Consider the following 21,055-nt stretch of genomic DNA (forward strand, 5'->3'; position numbering starts at 1 on the left):
AGTATGTCCAAGGTTTAGAGATTACTTGCAATTAACCTAATTTTTTTGCACCAGAACCATGAATATTATTGGTTATTTAGATCGTCCAACAGAAGGCGAATATATGCTGAATGATGGGAATATCTTAATAGCAGACGAGTCAAAGCCAGTATTTTAATTGACTGCCGCGTCTCTCTGCGGTGGAAAATGTTGAGCTTCTGCTCGTATACGGTGGCGTGAAGAACGCAGAACGTCGTAAGCGTGCCTTAGAAGTTGTCTATAATCTTTTTAATAAAATCGCTACACCTGCTAATAAGTTTCTGCTTTTTTCCTGTAGGAACTCAGCGAGTTCTTCCAAAGACACATTGGCAAGATCCTCTAAACTAAATTTTTCAAGGAAGAGTTCCATCATAGCGGTACCAAATACAGAAGAATCCACTTCTTGTGAAAATGTATTATATTTAACACTTAGGTGTTGAAGAAAGTGTTGTTTTTCTTTCGCTAACATTTTGACGAGTTGGTAGCGTGATTTTGTTAATTGCTGCAGTGCCACGTACTGGCTTTCTTTTACGATAGACATTTGATTACGGTCAAATCGTAAGTAATCAGCAATGACAAAGGCATCAATCTCATCGGTTTTATTCATGTCAGAATAGCTTTTCTTAAAATTTGCGATTTGCTTTGGGTTTAGGAGAAATACTTTTGCTCCAAAACGCTGTAAATCTATATCATGGTGAAGAAACATAGAAGGATGAAAGCTGTAAACAGAGGTGGATTCTAAACCAATCTTAAGGATGTCGACCTCTTTACCTGCAACACACTGTAATAATTTTTCTTTGAGTATAGTAGCTCCTGGTAGGTCATTACTGACCGAAAAAGAATCCAGTTTTTCTCCGTCACCATTTAAAAAGCAAGCTTTCATATCAAACGAACTTACATCTAAACCAACAAATAATCTCATGTAAGAGACCTCCCTTCTATATTAGAATCATTTCTTGGACGTCTCGAGATATCCTCTAGTGTGTACGCCGCTCAATAACCTCGTGTATGAGAGCTAGTCCTGAATCGAAAGACGCCCTAGAGCTACTATCATCTAGGTTCGAGGGTCAGGCTGCTCAGCCTGCGAGTAGGGAGGCCCGCACGTTTACTGAGAAACACTCCTCAAATGTGGTAAATCCACAGGAGGTAAAAGAATTGTCCCAAATGATCCTAAAATTATTATCTAGAAATATCTTGAGACGTCCAAGTATTTTTATTTATAGGGCTTAAATATTAATATACAGGAGGTATGACCTTATGACCAATGAACATTACGTTTCACCCATGCTCGTACTAACCATACCCATTACACCGGCGCAAGAGGCAGAGTTGCTTACACTGTTTCAAAATTTACAAACGGCCGTCATCATCAACTATTTTGCGAATCCGACGCTTTTGCCGAACCAAGCATACGTAATGAAAAAGTAGTGTATTTCATTTTACAAAAGGAGGAAATTTTCATGAATAACGAAAACAATATATTTGATAACCTTCCAATTTCGCCGGAGATGGTATCTACTATTCCTATTACACCGGAACAAGAAGCACAACTGCTTGCTTTGATCGAACAAATGCAAGTCGCAGTGAACACATATCTGAACAACCCTACTCCAGCAAATAATGCTGCTTTGCGCACGGTTCTGCTAAATTTATATAATTTTTTACTGAATCAATTCCCTACACAGCAAGGACGAGATGCTACACGGTATAGTATGTTTCTTCTCCTTTCAGTTAACAACCGCTTAGTTTCGGCGACTCCTTCACAATCTTCTGAAGTAGCCGTTATGCTGCAATCTTTGTATACAACTTTATCTATTACGATATCTGAATTTATCATGACAAATGTCGTACGAAATCAAATTTTAAATATTTTATCTGCTCTCGTTCTGACAACTGCTGATAATGTTGGCGGCGGTGCGGGGCCTACTGGACCGACTGGAGTTACTGGGTCTACTGGAGTTACTGGGTCTACTGGAGATACTGGACCGACTGGAGTTACTGGGTCTATTGGAGTTACTGGGTCTACTGGAGTTACTGGGTCTACTGGGCCTACTGGAGATACTGGACCGACTGGAGTTACTGGGTCTACTGGAGTTACTGGGTCTATTGGAGTTACTGGGTCTACTGGAGTTACTGGGTCTACTGGGCCTACTGGAGATACTGGACCGACTGGAGTTACTGGGTCTACTGGAGTTACTGGGTCTATTGGAGTTACTGGGTCTACTGGAGTTACTGGGTCTACTGGGCCTACTGGAGATACTGGACCGACTGGAGTTACTGGGTCTACTGGAGATACTGGACCGACTGGTCCACCAGTAAGTCTGAATATCGGTACAATTTATGTAACAAATGTCGGTTCAAATAATGTATCGGTAATAAATGGGAGCACAAACACTGTAGTAGCAACTATATCTGTAGGAACATCGCCAGTAGAAGTAGGAATAAATTCATTAACAAATTTGATTTATGTAACAAATGTCGGTTCAAATAATGTATCGGTGATAAACGGGAGCACAAACACTGTAGTAGCAACTATACCTGTAGGATCATCCCCGATAGGAGCGGGAGTAAATTTATCAACAAATTTGATGTATGTAACAAATTCTAGTTTAGCAAATGTATCAATGATAGATGGAAATACAAATTCTGTATTAATGACTATACCTGTAGGATCATTCCCACAAGAAGTCGGAGTAAATTCATCAACAAATTTAATCTATATTGCAAATTCTATTTCAGATAATGTATCAGTGATAGACGGAAATACAAATTCTGTAGTAGCAACTATACCTGTAGGATCATCTCCACAAGGAGTGGGAGTAAATTTATCAACAAATCTAATTTATGTTGTAAATGTCATTTCAGATAATGTATCAGTGATAGATGGAAATACAAATTCTGTAGTAGCAACTATACCTGTAGGATCATCTCCACGAGAAGGTGGAGTAAATTCATTAACAAATTTAATTTATGTAACAAATTTTAACTCAAATGACGTATCAGTAATAAACGGAAATACAAATTCTGTAGTAGCAACTATACCTGTAGGAACAACTCCACAAGGAGTGGGAGTAAATTTGTTAACAAATTTACTTTATGTTGTAAATCTTGGTTCAAATAATGTATCAGTAATAAACGGAAATACAAATTCTGTATTAATGACTATACCTGTAGAAACATCTCCAAGAGGAGTCGGAGTTAGAATATAAGACCTAGAACGATTCTGTTGCAAAGTTTTTGGAGCTGAGCTAGACTGTAGAAAAAATGAGATGAGGAGCATACCATATGGGATATTTTAAAGGAAAACAATTCGAGAGAAACATTATCTTGGTAGCCGTCGGCTATTATTGTCGTTTTTCTTTAAGCTATCGTGATGTTTCTGAAATCTTGAAAGAACGTGGCATATCCGTTCATCCTACGACCATCATGCGTTGAGTTCATGAATATGGCAATTTGATTTATCAAATCTGGAAAAAGAAAAACAAAGCGACACACCCTGTTTGGCATTTAGATGAGGGTTCTGTTGCAAAGTTTAAAAACGATCAAAAATTATGAATACCCTATACCTCATCTTGTATATTTCATACGATTTATTCTTCCTATTTGTATTTCAATTCTATATTTTTAGGGTAGTGTAAAACTTTGCAACAGAAACGGCATTTGATATACAAAGAATGAATTTAATTTTCTGACAATATGAGTTATACTATTTAATAAGCTTTGTGATAATCTGTCATTTGTCTCCTTCTTAAGATTGAGTGAACTCACTCAATCTTTTTTTATTTTTTCTCGTATTTGACCTTGATTTGCAATAGGGGTTTATTTCCTATTGCAGCGTATTACCTTAGGATTGGGACGGGAATTACTTATATTGTTTGTTGTCCCGAATTTAAAAGGTAACTTTCTCAATACGAAAAGAGGTAGATGCCCATAACTAACGCCGTGGGTATTTACCTCTTTTTCAACATGTTAGAAACGATATACTACATAAATGCTTTTAACAATTGTGTCACTAATGGAGCAACTCCCCCAATAAATGTTAAGACTGCGATTGCAATTGACATACCCTATTCCTCCCCTTATTAAAAACCTTACCTTCTGTATTCATCTCATTATACATGAGTAGGGAGAGAACAAAATATGCAATTTCGCATATCAGAAGATCTTTGATATGTCACCAGAATTATTTTCTTCCGACATCCGAGCTAACTTGCACCGTTTTTTATGTATACGACGAAATAATTCATCTACTTCTCCTTGTGTCATGTCCTTTGAGACCTCTAAAGTTCGATGGAATGTTTTCTTCCACAAAACTTGTAACGATTTGATTTGTCTCCCCGAAACAAGACGGCCCTTTTTCTTTGTCTCCCGCTGTTGTTTTAGCATTTCCAATTCTAATATTCTTTTCTTCATACATAAAAAATCTTGTGGTATATCTTCTTGCAGGCCTACCTCTCGTAGTAACCGATAAAAATGATTTCTATGTTTTAACGTAGAACTTCTTTGGCGCATGGCATGTTCAATTTTTTGTAATACCTGCTTACACGAGATACGGCCCATTTCAAAACCCATCTTCTCCCACTTAAGAAATACAGAGGAACCTTGAAAATATACCATCAATATCTCCACAAATGAATCTGTCACAATCGATGTATCTTCTGTCACACATGCATATTTCGTGTCTTCTAGGCCTAGAACCACATGCCCATCAACTTAAGGATAGACACAATATTAACTTTTGTTCATTTGAACTTAAACTTTCCCCACAAGGGAGCCAGTTATTAAATTTCAGCACGCCAAATAACCCCTAACGGGTTTCATTTTTTTCTTATGCAACTTTCTTTTGCTTGCAACATCCACTATACTCATAGATAACACCCATGATATCAAAGACGGTTTTCTTCTCGTATCGATGAGATTTCCGCCCGTTTTTCTCTAGAAGGTGGAACAGGCGGATTAAAAGCTTTGTTATCTCTTGGGTGTCTTTCTGTATAGCTTGATAGAGAAGAAATAGATGATCTTGAATCATTCCAATCGCTTTATATTCACTTAATTCCTTTTGCTTCTTCTGTAACAACAGTTGACGCATTTTAAACATCGTAGAAGAACATAAGAAAATAGCAATCAGTTTCCCATATAAATGGCACTCTATTCGTTCTCGTTTGACAGTGCGACAATGATCAATATCAAATAATGATTTCCACGTTTTAAAAACAATTTCAATCTGCCAACGTAAGGAGTAGAGTTCATGGACTTGCTTCATCGAAACCCACTCCCACGGAGTGTTGGTTACATATACATTTAGCCCAGATAATATTTTGCTTTTTTGTGAATACGGTTTTCCTTTTTTCTTTTCACTTTCTATTTGTTTTTTCTGTCGTTCTCGTAATTGCTGTTCTGTTAGACGATACAGGACCAATCGGGCAAACAAAACTTTTTGATCTCCAACATAAACATTACCTACTTCATAAGTTTCACCAGGTAACAAGCGTCCCACCATCATTTCTAAATTGACTTTCATATATTCTGTTTGTTTTTTGATGTCCCCATTTTTAAAGTATTCTGGGTTTGGATTTTTTACATATACATTCGTATTTAACTTTAATCGAGAAATATAATAGGTCCCACGTTGATCCATTTGATCTAAGTCCTCTAATGAAAAATACCCTAAATCACGAATACATAAATCTCCTGGTCGTAACGTATCTAAACATTCCGTTCCGAATGTTTTATCATTATTTTTTCCAGGCCCCACTTGGAAATTCAGAAATTGTCCACTATGTAAATCATATTCTAATTGAATTTTAATCCCAGCTGTTTGCGCACAACCACCTGAACCAGGATAGATATGTTCTAAAGTATTAGGCACTTGAAACATGGTGGCATCCATGATACGAATACGTTTAAAATAATTATAAAGATGATTAGAAATATGAGTTTGCTCACAGATTTTTTGTTGTAACAACAAAGAGAAAATATGCTTTAAAAATAACACTGATTTTTCATTAAAGCGTTTATTTAAGCCCTCGGGGCTAAGTACAGTACCTGTAACTGCGTGAAGCCTACTACATAATCGGACTAAAGGATCACTGGCCACTCTTTGGCTAATCCAAACACAAATAGTAGCTAAATCTGATCCTGAAAATTTGCGTTTTCTCTTTACAAATTTCATCTCTCTTGCGAGTTTTTCCAAAAAATCAGGTGTGATATAGCGCTGTAATTCTTCTGCAAATGGCTGTAACTCCTCTTGAATCGAGCGATTCATAAAAAAACGTCACCCTTCCTTATAGTCTATTAAGAAAGAATAACGTTTTTTTGTATTTGGGGGTAGTAAAAATGCTTAAGTTGATGGGCATGGCCTAGAACCAGCATCTTCGAGTAAATCGGGAATTTTGTAATTTTCTGAATATTTTATTAAGTCGCCTTATATATTTTCGTCACAGAAGAGTTATTCTGTGTCACTTTCTAACTTAAATCATAAAGAAATGATTCTAATTTAATGGATTAACAGCTTAAAAAAATGACATAGAACTCAGAAACTTAAATTTTAAGCCAAAAAAACATGAAAACACCTGTAAATTATCAGAAAATTACAAAATTCCCGATTCATTCGAAGATGCTGGGTTTACGCCTTATAAATCAGAATTTTCAAATTCATACACCTGTATAGTAAATCGAACGTTCCTTCTTGTAAACATAATTCGAATTTTCTCAATTTCAATCTGGATATATTTCACAAAAAAATAAGGACAGATACTCGGAAATTGTAAAATAAGTATCTTTTTTATAAGATAAGAAAGTATAAGTTTTTAAGCACGAAGTGCTTCCTTGGAAAGCTTGCTGTATAAAGGATTGTGAACAATATTTGGAATTTCCATAATGAGTTAGATTGTGATATTTTTTAGTTATGGAAGCAAATATATTAAAACGTATTTTCTTTGATGAACATAGTCATTGGGAACGATTTAAAGATAGATATGGCGCGAGGATCCGTCCAGTTGTTTTGAAAGAAATTGAAAAATTTAGAGGGTGTGGAGACCCTGAAAATGGATTTAAATTGTTTGTATGTGAAGGCTGTCATCATGTTCGAAAAGTTCCTTATCGTTGTAAGGGCCGATTTTGTACAACTTGTTCTGTAGGGGAAAGTGAAGAATGGAGTAGGCTTCTTTCAGAAGACGTGCTTCAGGTGAATCATCGTCATGTGATTTTTACCGTAGATGAAGGACTTCGAGATATTTTTCTTTTGCACCGTCATTTATTAAAGATTTTTATGGATGAGGCCGCAAGGCTGTTGGTGGATTATTTTCAAAAGAAAATTAAGGTAACGCCCGGTATTATTGTAGGTCTTCACACCTTCGGTGCTAGAATTAATTTTAATCCGCATGTTCATATACATTGTTACAATGGGTGGGATGACAAAGACTGGAGAGTGGAAAGGGTATGATTTTCTTCCGTTTGAGATGCTTCGGAAACAGTGGCAAACGATCGTGTTAAAACTGATTCGAAAAGAGCTCACGATGGCAGAAAAAAAGCCAATTCAATCGAAACTTCAAAAAGCATTTTCTGATAATGGGAAAGGCTTCTATGTACACGCTCCGAAACAGAAAGGAAATGTAAAAAAACAACTTCAGTATATTGGCCGCTATATTCGTCGACCTGCTATTGGGTTGAACCGGATCGAGGAATATGATGGACAATCTGTTTCTTTTGTAACTACTCAGCTTCCTCACGGAGGCTTTTTTCATTTACTAGTCTGATATGTACTTTTTGTGTGAATACTAGATATATCAGACAAGGAGGTGGTATTTATGTTGAAAAAACAAGAAATTCTAGCTGTCTATCAAAAGGGACCTCAAGCTATTTACGATTTTGTTCATCAATTAGAAAGTCAAATACAGAATTTAAAAGAGCGTATAGAAGAATTAGAAAATCGTTCAAAAAAAAACTCTACAAATAGTCATAAACCACCCTCTACAGATGGTTTTCGTAAGCCTATTACAAAAAGTTTGCGAAAATCATCCCAGCGTCAAACCGGTGGCCAGTTGGGCCACAAAGGACATACACTTCATTTGACAACGACTCCTGACAATATGATTACCTATTCTCCTACGCATTGTATTTGTTGTCACACGTCCTTAAAACATGAACCTGTAAAAGGATACCGCATTCGCCAAGTGTATGATTTACCACCTATCCTGATAGAAGTCACAGAACATAAAGTGGAACAAAAAGAGTGCCCACATTGCCATTCTATCCAAGAATCCCAGTTTCCCTCTACTGTCTCTCGTCCTGTTCAATATGGTCCAAATATAAAAACACTGATTCCTTATTTAACACATTATCAATGCCTTTCTTTGAAACGAACAAAAGAATTCTTTCAAGATTGTTTTGGACATTCGATAAGCGAAGGGACGTTAGTCAATCATACCCATGCTTTTTCTGCTCAATTGCGGCCGTTTCTCGAAGAAGTAAAAGAACAGATTCTGCAGTCTTCTGTTGTCCATTTTGATGAAACCGGTATGCGAGTAGAAAATAAAACACAATGGTTACATACTGCGAGTACACCGGAGGTGACATTTCAACATATTCATGAAAAACGCGGAAAAGAAGCGATGGATGCAGGTGAAATCTTGCCTTCTTTTTCTGGAATTGCTATGCATGATGGGTGGAAACCGTATGATGTGTATACAGATTGTCGTCATGTTTTATGTAATGCCCATCTCTTGCGAGATTTGCAAGGGATTATAGATAGTACCGGAGAAACATGGGCACAACAAATGAAAGAATTCCTTACACAAGCTTTGACAATAAAAAAGCAATACAAGGGAAATATTCCAGAAATAGAGAAAAAGAATCTGTTTGCCGCATACCAGGCCATATTGAAAGGCAAACAGGTGCCTTCTGCAGAACAAAAAAAGAAAAGAAAACAGACGCCTTCTCAAAATTTATGGAATCGCTTTGCTAAGTATGCGGACAGAATTCTAGCGTTCTTAGAAAGTCCAGATATTCCATTTGATAACAATCAAGCGGAGCGAGATATTCGGATGACGAAAGTCAAACAAAAAGTGTCTGGGACGTTTCGAAGTAAGGAAGGTGCAGAATCATTTTGCCACATACGTAGTTTTATGAGCACCATGAAAAAACAAAATCAATCAGTATTACAAGCGATAAGTCAGGTGTTAAAAACCGGAACGGTTCCTTGGAATACCACTCTTTCGTAAGAGAATGTTTCTATTTCATATAGATTCTTTCTCTTATCGGAGTGTGTTCTTTTTCATGTTTTCGAACAGGAAACATGTATTTGGCATGCTTTTTTGTTTAACTAAGCTGAGTAGTTACATCCTTTTTTTAGAAATGTAAATAAAACACCAGCCAAGAATAAGACAACAGAACCACTTATGAGAAAACTAATCAATATTTCCACCTCTTTTTTTGTGTATGCTGTAGGATCGGTTATAACTCTTCCAAATCTGTTTCCAGCATGTATACAGGTGCGACATGTTCTTGTTCCAGAAGGGTTTGCAGCTGTTGTTGGAGTTCAAATCCATCTCTCGGATCTGCCAATAAAAAAGACTTTGAAAAGTTGCTTCCAGCTACAGAGTAGCTCACATCCAATAGGTACATACTCACTGTGCCACCTTTTCATCTGATTTAGATGGAACGGGCTTATATTCTTCGTGTCGGACCACTTGGCGTCCATCGATTCCAAGTTGGAAGAAAGATTCCATTGCAGAAATATCTACAATACTAGTATGTTCGAGTACCGTAACAATATATCCTGTTAGTTGCAGTGATGGATTCTGGCGGTAAGGAAATGTTACATAATCTCCAACATTGATTTTGTTAATGCTGCCATTAGAAGCCATAGTAGACACCTCCCATCATGTACGTGATTGTAAATAGAATGATGGGAGCAAGAAAAGTACCGAAAAAGTATAGTTGAGACTCTTTACAACCATCAATTCCAAACCATTCACACAGTGCGTGATATTTTGGTAAGTAGCTTGTTTTTTGGCGTCTGAAGTGTCTGTTGTGGTCTTTCAGAATGTGATATAATAGCTTCATCATTTTTAATTTGTAAAGCGTTTGACATATTTGTCATCCTTTCTGAATGGGAAATGTTATTGTGGAAAGTCCTCGCAGTCTTGGTGGGCATTGAGGGCTTTCTATTACGTTCTATTTTCTTTACCATAAAGACGTTCCATCGCTTCAACCGTGAATAAATATTCTCCACGTTTGTTTCCGGGTTTCAGGAAATACTTAATTAATCCTTGTGTTTTTAACTCGTCGATTATAGGACTATTTTTAATACGCATTCGTAAGGTGGATTCGTTAATATTCCATCGATAGCTTGCTTCGTTAGTGGTCATAACATCTTGTAGTTTCATGTCATTCATATGCATCTCCTATATGTTGTAAAGGTCTAATGTCCTCCTTTTCCTAATATTATAGGTCCACTATAATGACTTATAAGTCATTTGTAAATTAATATTTTCAAAAAATTACATTTTTAATTGAATGAACTTGAATATCAATATAAAATAATGCAATGTGACAAAATGTTCAAAAAGAAATGGAGAGAGGCATCGCATGTATCCCAAATGGATTGACAAAATGGCATTTTCAAAAGCACATCAAGAGTTATTAATTCAGTTGTATAGAAAGCAAATCACACGAAGAGAATATGATTCTTTGGTGAATGAGCTATATGTTTTAGAAACAAAGGGGATCTCAAAATAAAACATTAAAAAAATTATTTTGAGAGGTTTTTGATATGGAAATAGAATGGAGTGAACTGTAATGAGGGGCAATAAAAAAGAAGAGCAAATACAGAAATTCATACTTATGCAAGAAGAAATCCGGCTATGGATTCAATATGTATTTCAGCAATGGGAGAGCAAGAAACAAGAACAGCAGAATTCATTTCCGAAATTAGCATATATAGAGACAGTAGCATTTGAAAGCTCAGAATCATATCAAGAAATAAAAAGACTTTCTGTAGGAATGGTGCGTGAGATGAAAGCATATAAAAGAGAAAAATTATTGCTACAAATAACGGAATTGCATCAACATATGCAAAGTATTGTGTCAGCTGTCCTAGAAACGATACAAAAATATTCTGCATCCTAATTAATGCATATAGTGATATCTCATTTGAAAAAGTATTGTAAGTGAACAGTAAGTAATAAAAAAGAGTAGCTAATAATGGCTACTCAAAATGGAATACATATTATGGATGATTAACAGTTTTCTCATACAAGCTGTACTTTATACAAAAGGTTAAGAAAATTATAGGTGTTTGCATCCTTTGTCTGTTTTTATTTTAAGCATGTTGTTTCAATTTGAATCGAGAACTGGTATTGCTCGTGAGATTCTTCTTCTAACAAAGTAGCAAGCGCTTGTAATTGGTGAATGACTTTCTGTTTTGATTTACGACCTGTATAGTGGATATGAAAGGATTCTGGAATAGAAGACTCTATCGGTGCTGATGGAATTGTTGTCGGTTTAGTTTCTGAAATCACGGGCACATCTTGCATTGAGATGGTTGATGGGAGTGTTTGCGTTTGAGCTGGTTCGGTGGAATGAGTATATTCTAGAGTGTTAGGTGTATCTTCTTTGGGAGTAGTTTTTTCTTTTCCTTTTCGTTTTGCCTGCATGTGCCCTTGGGGCGTAATTTCATGTTTTTTATACAAATCATAGAGTTTATTTTTATAGGTTCCTAATCCTTCTAAGATTTCTTTGCTTGAAAAGTGCTCTTTCCAATATTGTAGTCGCATCTTTTATTCTTCCACAGGTAGTGCTTCTAAAGAAGCCAATGGCAAGAATGTGTTGAGTTCCTCAATTTTTACGATTTCTGTCAATGAAAATCACTCCTCTAAACAGGGTATGATGTATAGATTCGATAAAAAGACGAAATTCCCTTTGAACAAAGAATGAGAGTGGTAGTTCGAAACGGTTTTTTGTGAAAGTAATGGAAGGAAAAATATAATTTCTGAAAAGTTAAAAAACTATTGCATCTATATCCATTCAACGTTATAATAAGAAAAATTCTTTATTAGGGAAGGGGATTTATACATATGGCCATCACAATCGCTGTGTTAACATTTTTCGGAGCTGTTATTCCAGCAGCTATAGAATTATTAAAAGTACTAGGTACATAGTCTAATTACATCTTTTTTATCTTGTCATATATAAAAAAGTATGATAAATTATTATATTGTTCCGGAGTAATTAGCATATGAGTACCTGTTCCTTAAACATGTGCTTGCTCATCATCCAGATTAGTACGCCCTGGTTTTGATACCAAGGCGTATTTTTTGTTTGAAATCCTTGTAAAGGACTTGAAAAAGATTACATGGTAGTTTTTTTTGTCCATCTGGTTTAGACAAAGGAAAATTATATAACATATACCAATGAGATGTTATATAATTGCCGCATGGATAGGACATGTTTATAATATGTTTTCTGCTACTTCGATGCCTAGTAACGATCGTACATGTTCTATATGATTGGCGATTGTAACTGAGGTTGAACCAGCAAATAACAAGCCAATGGCAACGCCATCATTTGTCGTGATTAAAGAGCCAGAGTCTCCGCCTGAAGAAAGGTTTGTTGTGACAATTTGATCTCGAAACCGTGCAACCTTACCACTTCCGTAATTTACATCGACCGTTGCGTTTACTGCAGTGATGACGCCATGTGTATGATTTGTGGTCCGTCCCGTTTTCATGACGCGTGTACCGACGGTAACATTTTGTTTTCGTCGCCAGCCTTGCACAGAACCAATCCAATGAATTGAACGATCTATCTGATGAAAAGGTGCTTCTGCAATCGCGGCATCAACGAGATTGTTTTGATTTTCAAGTGGTACTTGTGAAGAAAAGGTAATTGGGATAAATCTTGATAAGGTCGCAATCCGATCCGCTGGATCGCTCCCTCCATCAATCGGGCCAGGTTGTAAAATAGGATCACCTATGTTCGCGTTATTACTATTCGCTAAGACATGATTGTTACTTAGTATATAGTATCGATTTGGGATACCATATCCATGTGCTGGCGGATTGGTAGAACCATTCGGTAATATATCATATACGCAAGTCGCAATCGTACCTGCCGTCACATTTCGATGAGCAACGCTATACCCTCCTTTTGCTGGGCGAACTCGAGTGGAAAGGGCTTGTGTATCAACTTGTAATGTTTGTTGAGTCCCAGCAAATAGATATCCTGTTTGAATGACGTCGGTTTTGATTCCATTTACTTCTTTTGGAATGACTTGATTCGTTTCCAATGTTTCAACAGGTAGTTTTTGATCTACAAATACAAGTAAAGAGGGTGTGCCTGTCATAATCCCATTTACCTGTTGAATACCGGCTCCAATACCTGTTACATTCCGAAACTGTAAGAAATCATCCTCTACACTTTGCTGCACTTTTTGAATGTCTTGTTGTTCCTGAACAGTCAACACCTTTATATTTGAATGTTTTCCCATAACAATCTCCCCCTTATCCTGTGTAATGATTTGTAATGGTCCCCACTTCTATAATGTTCGTGGGGTATGTTTCTAATTGTGTAGGTATTTGTTCCGCTGCTTTTAATGGAGAACGTGGTACTTTTTTCGAAACAAATACTTGAATTACTTCTTTTCCTTGTGCAAATCCCATTCCTACTCCTACAACATAAGGTAAACGTAATAAATCTGTTTCATATTTGCGCACAACTTGTTCTAATTCCATCGGACCGCTCCCTCTTCATTTAGATGATATATTCGGTTTGTCTTCGATGGTTTTAAAAAAATGGTGTATGACACCACTATAAGTATTTAACGATACTCCTGTATTTTCCTTCTTGAAGCATAGATGAGAGAGAAAAAAAGAGACCTTCTATAGAAAGTCTCTCTAAAAAACTTATTTTGTTTCCTACTCTTACAAAATAAGTTACATAACAGCTTACTTATAAAGTACTAGAAATTTTCTATATAAAAAAGCGGGAAAATATGTAAAAATATAGAACTTTGGAATATAACATTGCAAAATATAAGCCCCACTGAATTATAAACAGGGCTTACGCTATTGATAAAACATAGATACAATTCGTCCTTTTCATATTCAGCAGTAACAGATGGTGTACGAGTATGTATTCATATTTTGTAGACAAACGAACAGCTAGGATTAGAAATATGCCTATTTATTTTCTCAATAGATTCCCTGTATTTCTACATAAAAAATGATAACAAAATGATAACGCTCTTATATAATAGATAGCGTGGAAAGAACTTCTGAGAATGTCTTACATGTCTGCATTCTACAATTAAAAATGAAAGGCGTGGAAAAGATGATGAAAGGGTTATCAAAATTTACATTAGCTACTTTGATTGGCTGCAGTATCATTGTTGCACCGCAAGCCCATGCAGCTGGTCAAGAAAAAATGACTGCTATGAACCAAGAATTTCTACAAAATGACCAATATGTCTATAATGGCTATCGTGTAAAGGAAGTAGGAAAACCAGCCATCTATTTAGTGGATAGAGGCATGAAACGTTACATTACAGATTCAGATACGTATAATCGTATTTTTAAAAATTGGGATGGGGTATTAGAATTTCAAAGCTTACATACGATTCCAAATGGAAGAAGTATTGATCCGGATATGGGATTAGTACGGTTTGAAAAGGATGCGTTCCTCTATTTTCTTGATAAAGATGCGACTGGAAAACCAATGAAACGCTGGATTACGAGTCCGTCTATCTTGAACAAGTATGCTTTTCATTCAGAGGCAGCTATGCTTCCTCAGTGGATGAAAAATGCTATACCAAATGGCGCAGCTATTCGTTAAATATAAAGATTCATAACATAAGTAATAGAAAATCGAACTTTATTTTTTATAAACTTGTATGCTAGCTATGGAATTTAGAATCTTTATACATACAACAAACAGAGGTGTATACGAAAGTACCATCTGTTTGTTGTATAAGAAGAGATTTTGGGTTCTATCTTAATAAAAATAATGATTGGGATCGTCCGAATTGGAGGCTATTCCATGTAAGGGAACCTCTCAATTTTTCATTTTACATCCATATATGATACGCTACTTGTTACAAGAAGGAGCTATCGCATCATTGGTACCTGTATACAGATAGGCGTCACTCATCCAATACCCATTTGTGAGTTGATTCCATCTATTTGTACTCCCCTTACGACCAGTAAATGTCGTCCCATTTGCGGTACAAACAACTGTTATAACCTCTCCGTCGTTAAGTACATCTACAATCGCATAGTTCGTACCGGGGCCTGTACGAAGGTTTACTGTACGCCCTCCATTCGCATCTACAATTCCTTGATTCGCAAGAAGTTTTCCGTAATTATACAAAGTATTGCCTGTATATCTCACTGTACTCCCATGCATCGCATAGCCATTATAAGGGGAGGTTTCAAAGAATACCCAGCCACCCAGTTCTTTTCCTTGTAAAGGTATACGCGTATTGCCCTGCAAGAGGGAAAAATGCACATGGCGACCACTTGCATATCCACCACACGATACATCCGTCCCCGTATACCCTAAAAAGGTTCCTTCTTGGACTGGCTGACCATTTGGTATCATATTATTCCACAAATGATAGTAATCCGTGGCATATCCATTTTCATGATAGATACGGATCCAGCCTCTGTTATTTGCGCACATGGTGTAAGCGATGCCATCTCCCGCAGCTAACACGCGTTGGTCTCCGCCATATAAATCAAGAGAACTATAGGGTCTATCTGATCCTGACCACCCATGAGGACCGCCAGACATCACCCAAGATTGTCCTTTTTCGTAAGGTAACCGAAGTTCAGGCCTATTCTGTGAGAGGGCCTGCGCATTCCCAAGTAAAGAAAATGCCTTCTTTTCTTGCGCGCTCATCATTGCATCGGGAATTTGTTGTGAGAGTTCGCTGAACAAATCCATTCCTTCTAAAGCGACTTCCCAATTTGTAGTAGCGTGTTTCGCAATAAAGAGTTTTCCTTCTGGAAATGCGCCTGTTACATTGGGGGCCAATATCACTACAGATCCAAATGCCCAGTGCTCATCTTTGGATAATCGCTTCACATTCACCTGCACTTGTGTATCTGTAATCTGTGGTTCTTCCCCTAGTGTCTTTTTTTGTTGCGATAATTCCTGTAAAACAGCATGTTTAATCGACGTTTCTGGTGTTTGCACGGGTAGTGCGTTCTTCATCGGTTTTGGATTGTCTGGTCGTAATATTGAAGAATACCCCACTCCTATTAGTAGTAATACTAGAAATACACCAAATAAAATCCATCGAAACCTCTTCTGTAACCTCATTCTTTCACCCCTTACTTTTATAAAAATAGCTTTCATAAGGGTTATATGCCATGTTTTAGCATTTATTTATGAGAAAATTGTGTGAGTAAGCATTTATATGGAGAGTAAGAATGAAAAATAGCAAGATATTAGGGATACACGTAACTTTGTATAGCGATGCATTTCGAAAAGCGAGATGACCATAGAATTTTCTCAATATGTCATGTTTTGATTTCCATATAAACTTCTCTCTATTCGTGCTATATCTATATCAAGGGGTTCTTACATAGATTAGAAATAGAATAGGAGGAACAAAATATGTCATTCAAAAAGAAATTAGGGGTAGGAGTGGTTTCTGCCGCTCTTGGTTTATCTTTCATCGGTGGGGGAACATATGCCTATTTTAGCGATCAAGTGGTAACGAATAACACATTTACGGCGGGTACATTAGATTTAGCTATGCAACCTACGACTTCATTGGATTTAAATCAGTTGAAACCAGGGGATAAAATATTAAAAAAAGGAAGGTAGCCATGAATCGCAAAACACTAGCTGTTTGTGAGTAATGCCACAATAAAATTCACGCAGGAAAATACAATGGGATGAAAATTCGTTGATATATAGTCACTGGCGAGCGGAGTGACTAGGAAACTGTCACGCTCCGTTCTGGGAGGGGGAGTTGGAAAAGTGCTTATTTTCAAATAAGTAACTCGCTGGCTACCTACTCTACAGCATGTACGGTTCGGGAAGGGGGAATTGATGCGCCCTGAGGGCGCTTGGCTTCCTACTTCACCTGTCACTAAGTCAACTTGATAGTACTGTGGCGACACCTCAACATTACCTTTATAAAAGCCCATTATTAGGGAGGCAATATACAGTTTCCCCCTTTATACTTAAGTAAGTAGGTTACTAGTATCCTACTTTATCCATACATAGAAACGGAGGAGTTTATATTGCGAAAACGTTATAAAAAGTTAGCTGCTATTATACCGCTTACAAGTATGTTAAGTATGTCAGCGATTGCGGTTGCACCGGCTACATCTTTTGCAGCGGAAACACAAAAAAACGAAGTTTCACTACAAGAAGGAACGGCCCAGGGTTACCTAATGGAAAATGGTAAGATGACCCCTGTGTACAAAAATAAACTTACTAAGTTTGATACAGACGGCGATATCGATCCTGGCCTTCCACTACTCCCAGAGAATCCATATAATCCAATTCCTGATCATGGAACTGCATATGTTGAATCAACCGATATAGGAGATACTGTATATTTCAAACCATTTGACACCCCTCAAAATAATGTATTAGCGTTAGGTGACTCTGATGATAATACTTCTCAGTGGGCCGTAGTTGTAGATTCACAGAAATATAAAAGTGTAGGATACTTTGTTCAAAAACAAGCCGATGGTCAAATTAGAGTTGGATATTATAATCCAGAAGATTTATCTCTGATTACAGATTCAAACTATGCTTTCGCAGGAGTACCAGGTTTCGGACTGTCAGCAGAAGCGAAAGCTAAGATGCAACAAGATTTAAATCGAGCATATGGCGATATATGGGATGGCACAAGTAAACTAAAACGAGAAACAAACTATAAACTTCTGCCAAATGCCTCAGGTCTACAGGATGACGCATCGGCATTTGGTTATAATCAAACGTTAACTTCGGGTGTATCAACTACAAATATGTTTGGAATAGCGACAACAGTTGGGTGGAAAATGGGGATAAAAGTATCGGTTGTTCCTCTTGTTGCAGACGTTACGTCAGAGATTAGTTCAAGTTTAACAGCTAGTTATCAGCATACTGTAAACGTTACAAACCAAACGAGTTCGCAAGTGAAATTTGACATATCAAGAGTAGATAACCCTGACTATAAGTATAATGACTATGCGGCAGCTGTATACAAAATACAAACAGACTATACATTAGAACCGGGTAAAGGATTATCTCGTGTTGTAGCAAAGCAAGATCTTAAAGATCCTTTGCGTACAGCTGCATTAGCAAATACGAATTATGCATATGAAGGTTCAAAATACTACTTTACAGTAACACCTGGATCACACAAGAAAAGTGTGTAATTAAAAAGTGCAGCTACATAACCTGAGTTCTATATTTATATGGACTCAGGTTATTTAATTTCTTTTGAAATCTTTGATGATTATAAAAATGTATGTATTTGCGTACGGCAAATTTAACCTCATCCGCTTTGCGAAAGGAATATAAATAAAAGCATTCTGCTTAAAGTAACTGAAGAAGTTTTCCATACAAGCATTATCCCAACAGTTACCTCTTCGAGACATATTTGCCCTCATCTGATATCTTTTAAGTAATTGATTACATTGACGAGATGTATATTGAGACCCCTTGATTGCTATGGAAGAGGACTCCCTTTACAAACACGTTTCCGGCGGCGGATGGGCTCATTGCCACACGGTATAGTTTATTTCTTTTACTTTCGACCAGTAATCAGTTAAATGGTGCGGCACAAATCGGGAAAATTTCGAATATGATGCAGTCTGGTATATAACGCGCTTTCGACTTTTGTAGCCGAATTGTTGCCATCGAGTCCCGTAGTGAAAAATCAACTGTTGAATACACGTACCATTACGGTTACGATTACATCTCATATGCCGGTTGGGACGCAAGGAGTCAGGGGCCTACACCGACTTTGCCGAAGGAGAATGTGGTTGTGACGAATTATGGTAGTAATAATATTTCGGTGATTGATGAGACTTGGTGACGACGATAGCTGTTGGGACCATTCCCCGTGATGTGGCAGTTGATGTAGTACACAACCGGGTTTGGATTGCGAACTATCACAGCGATAACATCTCAGTTGTAAATGCTTCGAATATAAACAATGTATTACATCACGCCACAGTTGTTAGCATTGTAGGACAGTCATATCGAATTAGGGTGTTTTTGCCCAAATCCCCGAAATGGGGGGATTTGCTAAATTTATACACTATGTCAAAAAGTACAAACTTTATGACATAACTAAAAATCTTGTATTTTTCATTTCAAAAATACAACTTAATAATATTTAAAACACGTCAATTAAACTGTATATGTTGTAACTACTCAGCTTAGTTAAACAAAAAAGCATGCCAAATACATGTTTCCTGTTCGAAAACATGAAAAAGAACACACTCCGATAAGAGAAAGAATCTATATGAAATAGAAACATTCTCTTACGAAAGAGTGGTATTCCAAGGAACCGTTCCGGTTTTTAACACCTGACTTATCGCTTGTAATACTGATTGATTTTGTTTTTTCATGGTGCTCATAAAACTACGTATGTGGCAAAATGATTCTGCACCTTCCTTACTTCGAAACGTCCCAGACACTTTTTGTTTGACTTTCGTCATCCGAATATCTCGCTCCGCTTGATTGTTATCAAATGGAATATCTGGACTTTCTAAGAACGCTAGAATTCTGTCCGCATACTTAGCAAAGCGATTCCATAAATTTTGAGAAGGCGTCTGTTTTCTTTTCTTTTTTTGTTCTGCAGAAGGCACCTGTTTGCCTTTCAATATGGCCTGGTATGCGGCAAACAGATTCTTTTTCTCTATTTCTGGAATATTTCCCTTGTATTGCTTTTTTATTGTCAAAGCTTGTGTAAGGAATTCTTTCATTTGTTGTGCCCATGTTTCTCCGGTACTATCTATAATCCCTTGCAAATCTCGCAAGAGATGGGCATTACATAAAACATGACGACAATCTGTATACACATCATACGGTTTCCACCCATCATGCATAGCAATTCCAGAAAAAGAAGGCAAGATTTCACCTGCATCCATCGCTTCTTTTCCGCGTTTTTCATGAATATGTTGAAATGTCACCTCCGGTGTACTCGCAGTATGTAACCATTGTGTTTTATTTTCTACTCGCATACCGGTTTCATCAAAATGGACAACAGAAGACTGCAGAATCTGTTCTTTTACTTCTTCGAGAAACGGCCGCAATTGAGCAGAAAAAGCATGGGTATGATTGACTAACGTCCCTTCGCTTATCGAATGTCCAAAACAATCTTGAAAGAATTCTTTTGTTCGTTTCAAAGAAAGGCATTGATAATGTGTTAAATAAGGAATCAGTGTTTTTATATTTGGACCATATTGAACAGGACGAGAGACAGTAGAGGGAAACTGGGATTCTTGGATAGAATGGCAATGTGGGCACTCTTTTTGTTCCACTTTATGTTCTGTGACTTCTATCAGGATAGGTGGTAAATCATACACTTGGCGAATGCGGTATCCTTTTACAGGTTCATGTTTTAAGGACGTGTGACAACAAATACAATGCGTAGGAGAATAGGTAATCATATTGTCAGGAGTCGTTGTCAAATGAAGTGTATGTCCTTTGTGGCCCAACTGGCCACCGGTTTGACGCTGGGATGATTTTCGCAAACTTTTTGTAATAGGCTTACGAAAACCATCTGTAGAGGGTGGTTTATGACTATTTGTAGAGTTTTTTTTTGAACGATTTTCTAATTCTTCTATACGCTCTTTTAAATTCTGTATTTGACTTTCTAATTGATGAACAAAATCGTAAATAGCTTGAGGTCCCTTTTGATAGACAGCTAGAATTTCTTGTTTTTTCAACATAAATACCACCTCCTTGTCTGATATATCTAGTATTCACACAAAAAGTACATATCAGACTAGTAAATGAAAAAAGCCTCCGTGAGGAAGCTGAGTAGTTACAAAAGGATTATCTATTTTTTAGAAATGCGCAC

Annotated in this window: 16 protein-coding genes and 7 pseudogenes; 10 read left to right on the plus strand and 13 right to left on the minus strand. The window is 37.0% G+C overall.

Annotation, left to right across the window (positions count from 1 at the left end; all coding sequences use genetic code 11):
* Positions 1-58: 58 nt before the first annotated feature.
* Positions 59-257 (plus strand): annotated as a pseudogene (locus MHI28_RS33595) (macrolide ABC transporter ATP-binding protein); the annotation flags it as partial.
* A gap of 38 nt (positions 258-295) precedes the next feature.
* On the opposite strand, the pseudogene MHI28_RS33600 reads toward MHI28_RS33595, so the two are convergent.
* Positions 296-940: pseudogene (locus tag MHI28_RS33600) on the minus strand (IS110 family transposase); the annotation flags it as partial.
* A 335-nt stretch (positions 941-1,275) separates the two neighbouring features.
* On the opposite strand from MHI28_RS33600, the gene MHI28_RS33605 reads away from it, so the two are divergent.
* From MHI28_RS33605 to MHI28_RS33625, 3 genes and pseudogenes are all read left to right on the plus strand, one after another.
* Positions 1,276-1,446 (plus strand): hypothetical protein, encoded by a 171-nt coding sequence (locus MHI28_RS33605; protein WP_176116729.1) that lies wholly within the window; start codon positions 1,276-1,278, stop codon positions 1,444-1,446.
* Positions 1,447-1,478: 32 nt separating this feature from the next.
* Positions 1,479-3,227 carry a collagen-like repeat preface domain-containing protein gene (locus tag MHI28_RS36375; protein ID WP_445661814.1) on the plus strand — a complete coding sequence of 583 codons (1,749 nt, stop codon included), beginning with the start codon at positions 1,479-1,481 and terminating at the stop codon, positions 3,225-3,227.
* A 76-nt stretch (positions 3,228-3,303) separates the two neighbouring features.
* Positions 3,304-3,534, plus strand: a pseudogene (locus MHI28_RS33625) (IS6 family transposase); the annotation flags it as partial.
* Positions 3,535-4,173: 639 nt separating this feature from the next.
* Here the strand turns inward: MHI28_RS33625 and MHI28_RS33630 are convergent.
* A complete protein-coding gene (locus tag MHI28_RS33630) occupies positions 4,174-4,590 on the minus strand; it encodes a hypothetical protein (RefSeq protein WP_340828856.1) in 417 nt (138 codons plus the stop codon).
* Between the two features lie 256 nt (positions 4,591-4,846).
* A complete protein-coding gene (locus MHI28_RS33635; protein WP_340828013.1) occupies positions 4,847-6,283 on the minus strand; it encodes an IS4 family transposase in 1,437 nt (478 codons plus the stop codon).
* 642 nt (positions 6,284-6,925) lie between these two features.
* Between MHI28_RS33635 and MHI28_RS33640 the strand changes: the two are divergent.
* Together MHI28_RS33640 and tnpC (MHI28_RS33650) are read left to right on the plus strand one after the other, a co-directional pair.
* Positions 6,926-7,727, plus strand: a pseudogene (locus MHI28_RS33640) (IS91 family transposase); the annotation flags it as partial.
* A gap of 99 nt (positions 7,728-7,826) precedes the next feature.
* Positions 7,827-9,239 (plus strand): IS66 family transposase, encoded by a 1,413-nt coding sequence (gene tnpC / locus MHI28_RS33650; protein WP_197233369.1) that lies wholly within the window; start codon positions 7,827-7,829, stop codon positions 9,237-9,239.
* A gap of 232 nt (positions 9,240-9,471) precedes the next feature.
* Here the strand turns inward: tnpC (MHI28_RS33650) and MHI28_RS33655 are convergent, their stop codons facing one another.
* The 3 genes from MHI28_RS33655 to MHI28_RS33665 form a co-directional block, all read right to left on the minus strand.
* Positions 9,472-9,642 (minus strand): hypothetical protein, encoded by a 171-nt coding sequence (locus MHI28_RS33655; protein ID WP_197260350.1) that lies wholly within the window; start codon positions 9,640-9,642, stop codon positions 9,472-9,474.
* Positions 9,643-9,644: 2 nt separating this feature from the next.
* The gene (locus MHI28_RS33660) at positions 9,645-9,884 is read right to left on the minus strand and encodes a DUF2187 family protein (protein ID WP_340828860.1); all 240 of its coding nucleotides are present in this window, start codon (positions 9,882-9,884) and stop codon (positions 9,645-9,647) included.
* Between the two features lie 303 nt (positions 9,885-10,187).
* On the minus strand, positions 10,188-10,415 hold the full coding sequence (locus MHI28_RS33665; protein WP_340828862.1) for a helix-turn-helix domain-containing protein: 228 nt from the start codon (positions 10,413-10,415) through the stop codon (positions 10,188-10,190).
* Between the two features lie 403 nt (positions 10,416-10,818).
* Here MHI28_RS33665 and MHI28_RS33670 point away from each other — a divergent pair, with 403 nt between their 5' ends.
* On the plus strand, positions 10,819-11,148 hold the full coding sequence (locus tag MHI28_RS33670) for a hypothetical protein (protein WP_340828864.1): 330 nt from the start codon (positions 10,819-10,821) through the stop codon (positions 11,146-11,148).
* Between the two features lie 188 nt (positions 11,149-11,336).
* Here the strand turns inward: MHI28_RS33670 and MHI28_RS33675 are convergent, their stop codons facing one another.
* From MHI28_RS33675 to MHI28_RS33685, 3 genes are all read right to left on the minus strand, one after another.
* Positions 11,337-11,795: a hypothetical protein gene (locus MHI28_RS33675; RefSeq protein ID WP_340828865.1), complete on the minus strand. Its 459-nt coding sequence runs from the start codon at positions 11,793-11,795 to the stop codon at positions 11,337-11,339.
* Between the two features lie 674 nt (positions 11,796-12,469).
* Positions 12,470-13,507 carry a hypothetical protein gene (locus tag MHI28_RS33680; RefSeq protein WP_340828866.1) on the minus strand — a complete coding sequence of 346 codons (1,038 nt, stop codon included), beginning with the start codon at positions 13,505-13,507 and terminating at the stop codon, positions 12,470-12,472.
* A 13-nt stretch (positions 13,508-13,520) separates the two neighbouring features.
* Positions 13,521-13,751: a hypothetical protein gene (locus MHI28_RS33685; RefSeq protein WP_340828867.1), complete on the minus strand. Its 231-nt coding sequence runs from the start codon at positions 13,749-13,751 to the stop codon at positions 13,521-13,523.
* Between the two features lie 598 nt (positions 13,752-14,349).
* Between MHI28_RS33685 and MHI28_RS33690 the strand changes: the two genes are divergently transcribed.
* Positions 14,350-14,850, plus strand: a complete 501-nt coding sequence (locus MHI28_RS33690) for a hypothetical protein (protein WP_340828868.1) — start codon at positions 14,350-14,352, stop codon at positions 14,848-14,850.
* A gap of 252 nt (positions 14,851-15,102) precedes the next feature.
* Here MHI28_RS33690 and MHI28_RS33695 read toward each other — a convergent pair whose 3' ends face one another.
* Positions 15,103-16,338 carry a peptidoglycan DD-metalloendopeptidase family protein gene (locus MHI28_RS33695; protein WP_340828869.1) on the minus strand — a complete coding sequence of 412 codons (1,236 nt, stop codon included), beginning with the start codon at positions 16,336-16,338 and terminating at the stop codon, positions 15,103-15,105.
* Between the two features lie 297 nt (positions 16,339-16,635).
* Between MHI28_RS33695 and MHI28_RS33700 the strand changes: the two are divergent.
* Both MHI28_RS33700 and MHI28_RS33705 read left to right on the plus strand, forming a co-directional pair.
* Positions 16,636-16,839, plus strand: a pseudogene (locus tag MHI28_RS33700) (TasA family protein); the annotation flags it as partial.
* A 431-nt stretch (positions 16,840-17,270) separates the two neighbouring features.
* Positions 17,271-18,398, plus strand: a complete 1,128-nt coding sequence (locus tag MHI28_RS33705; RefSeq protein ID WP_340828871.1) for a hypothetical protein — start codon at positions 17,271-17,273, stop codon at positions 18,396-18,398.
* Positions 18,399-18,411: 13 nt separating this feature from the next.
* Here the strand turns inward: MHI28_RS33705 and MHI28_RS36380 are convergent.
* The 3 genes and pseudogenes from MHI28_RS36380 to tnpC (MHI28_RS33715) all read right to left on the minus strand — a co-directional run.
* A pseudogene (locus MHI28_RS36380) lies at positions 18,412-18,543 on the minus strand (IS3 family transposase); the annotation flags it as partial.
* A 14-nt stretch (positions 18,544-18,557) separates the two neighbouring features.
* A pseudogene (locus tag MHI28_RS33710) lies at positions 18,558-18,708 on the minus strand (IS3 family transposase); the annotation flags it as partial.
* An 803-nt stretch (positions 18,709-19,511) separates the two neighbouring features.
* On the minus strand, positions 19,512-20,924 hold the full coding sequence (gene tnpC, locus MHI28_RS33715) for an IS66 family transposase (protein WP_197233369.1): 1,413 nt from the start codon (positions 20,922-20,924) through the stop codon (positions 19,512-19,514).
* Between the last annotated feature and the right edge of the window lie 131 nt (positions 20,925-21,055).

Source organism: Bacillus sp. FSL K6-0268 (genome assembly GCF_038005425.1).
GTDB classification, from domain to species: Bacteria; Bacillota; Bacilli; order Bacillales; family Bacillaceae_G; genus Bacillus_A; species Bacillus_A thuringiensis_S.

Bases quoted from the DNA above. Each gene is read 5' to 3' on its own strand.
- MHI28_RS33605 (WP_176116729.1), top strand. From the start codon at position 1,276: ATGACCAATGAACATTACGTTTCACCCATGCTCGTACTAACCATACCC.
- MHI28_RS36375 (WP_445661814.1), top strand. From the start codon at position 1,479: ATGAATAACGAAAACAATATATTTGATAACCTTCCAATTTCGCCGGAG.
- MHI28_RS33630 (WP_340828856.1), bottom strand. From the start codon at position 4,590: ATGGGTTTTGAAATGGGCCGTATCTCGTGTAAGCAGGTATTACAAAAA.
- MHI28_RS33635 (WP_340828013.1), bottom strand. From the start codon at position 6,283: ATGAATCGCTCGATTCAAGAGGAGTTACAGCCATTTGCAGAAGAATTA.
- tnpC (WP_197233369.1), top strand. From the start codon at position 7,827: ATGTTGAAAAAACAAGAAATTCTAGCTGTCTATCAAAAGGGACCTCAA.
- MHI28_RS33655 (WP_197260350.1), bottom strand. From the start codon at position 9,642: ATGTACCTATTGGATGTGAGCTACTCTGTAGCTGGAAGCAACTTTTCA.
- MHI28_RS33660 (WP_340828860.1), bottom strand. From the start codon at position 9,884: ATGGCTTCTAATGGCAGCATTAACAAAATCAATGTTGGAGATTATGTA.
- MHI28_RS33665 (WP_340828862.1), bottom strand. From the start codon at position 10,415: ATGAATGACATGAAACTACAAGATGTTATGACCACTAACGAAGCAAGC.
- MHI28_RS33670 (WP_340828864.1), top strand. From the start codon at position 10,819: ATGAGGGGCAATAAAAAAGAAGAGCAAATACAGAAATTCATACTTATG.
- MHI28_RS33675 (WP_340828865.1), bottom strand. From the start codon at position 11,795: ATGCGACTACAATATTGGAAAGAGCACTTTTCAAGCAAAGAAATCTTA.
- MHI28_RS33680 (WP_340828866.1), bottom strand. From the start codon at position 13,507: ATGGGAAAACATTCAAATATAAAGGTGTTGACTGTTCAGGAACAACAA.
- MHI28_RS33685 (WP_340828867.1), bottom strand. From the start codon at position 13,751: ATGGAATTAGAACAAGTTGTGCGCAAATATGAAACAGATTTATTACGT.
- MHI28_RS33690 (WP_340828868.1), top strand. From the start codon at position 14,350: ATGATGAAAGGGTTATCAAAATTTACATTAGCTACTTTGATTGGCTGC.
- MHI28_RS33695 (WP_340828869.1), bottom strand. From the start codon at position 16,338: ATGAGGTTACAGAAGAGGTTTCGATGGATTTTATTTGGTGTATTTCTA.
- tnpC (WP_197233369.1), bottom strand. From the start codon at position 20,924: ATGTTGAAAAAACAAGAAATTCTAGCTGTCTATCAAAAGGGACCTCAA.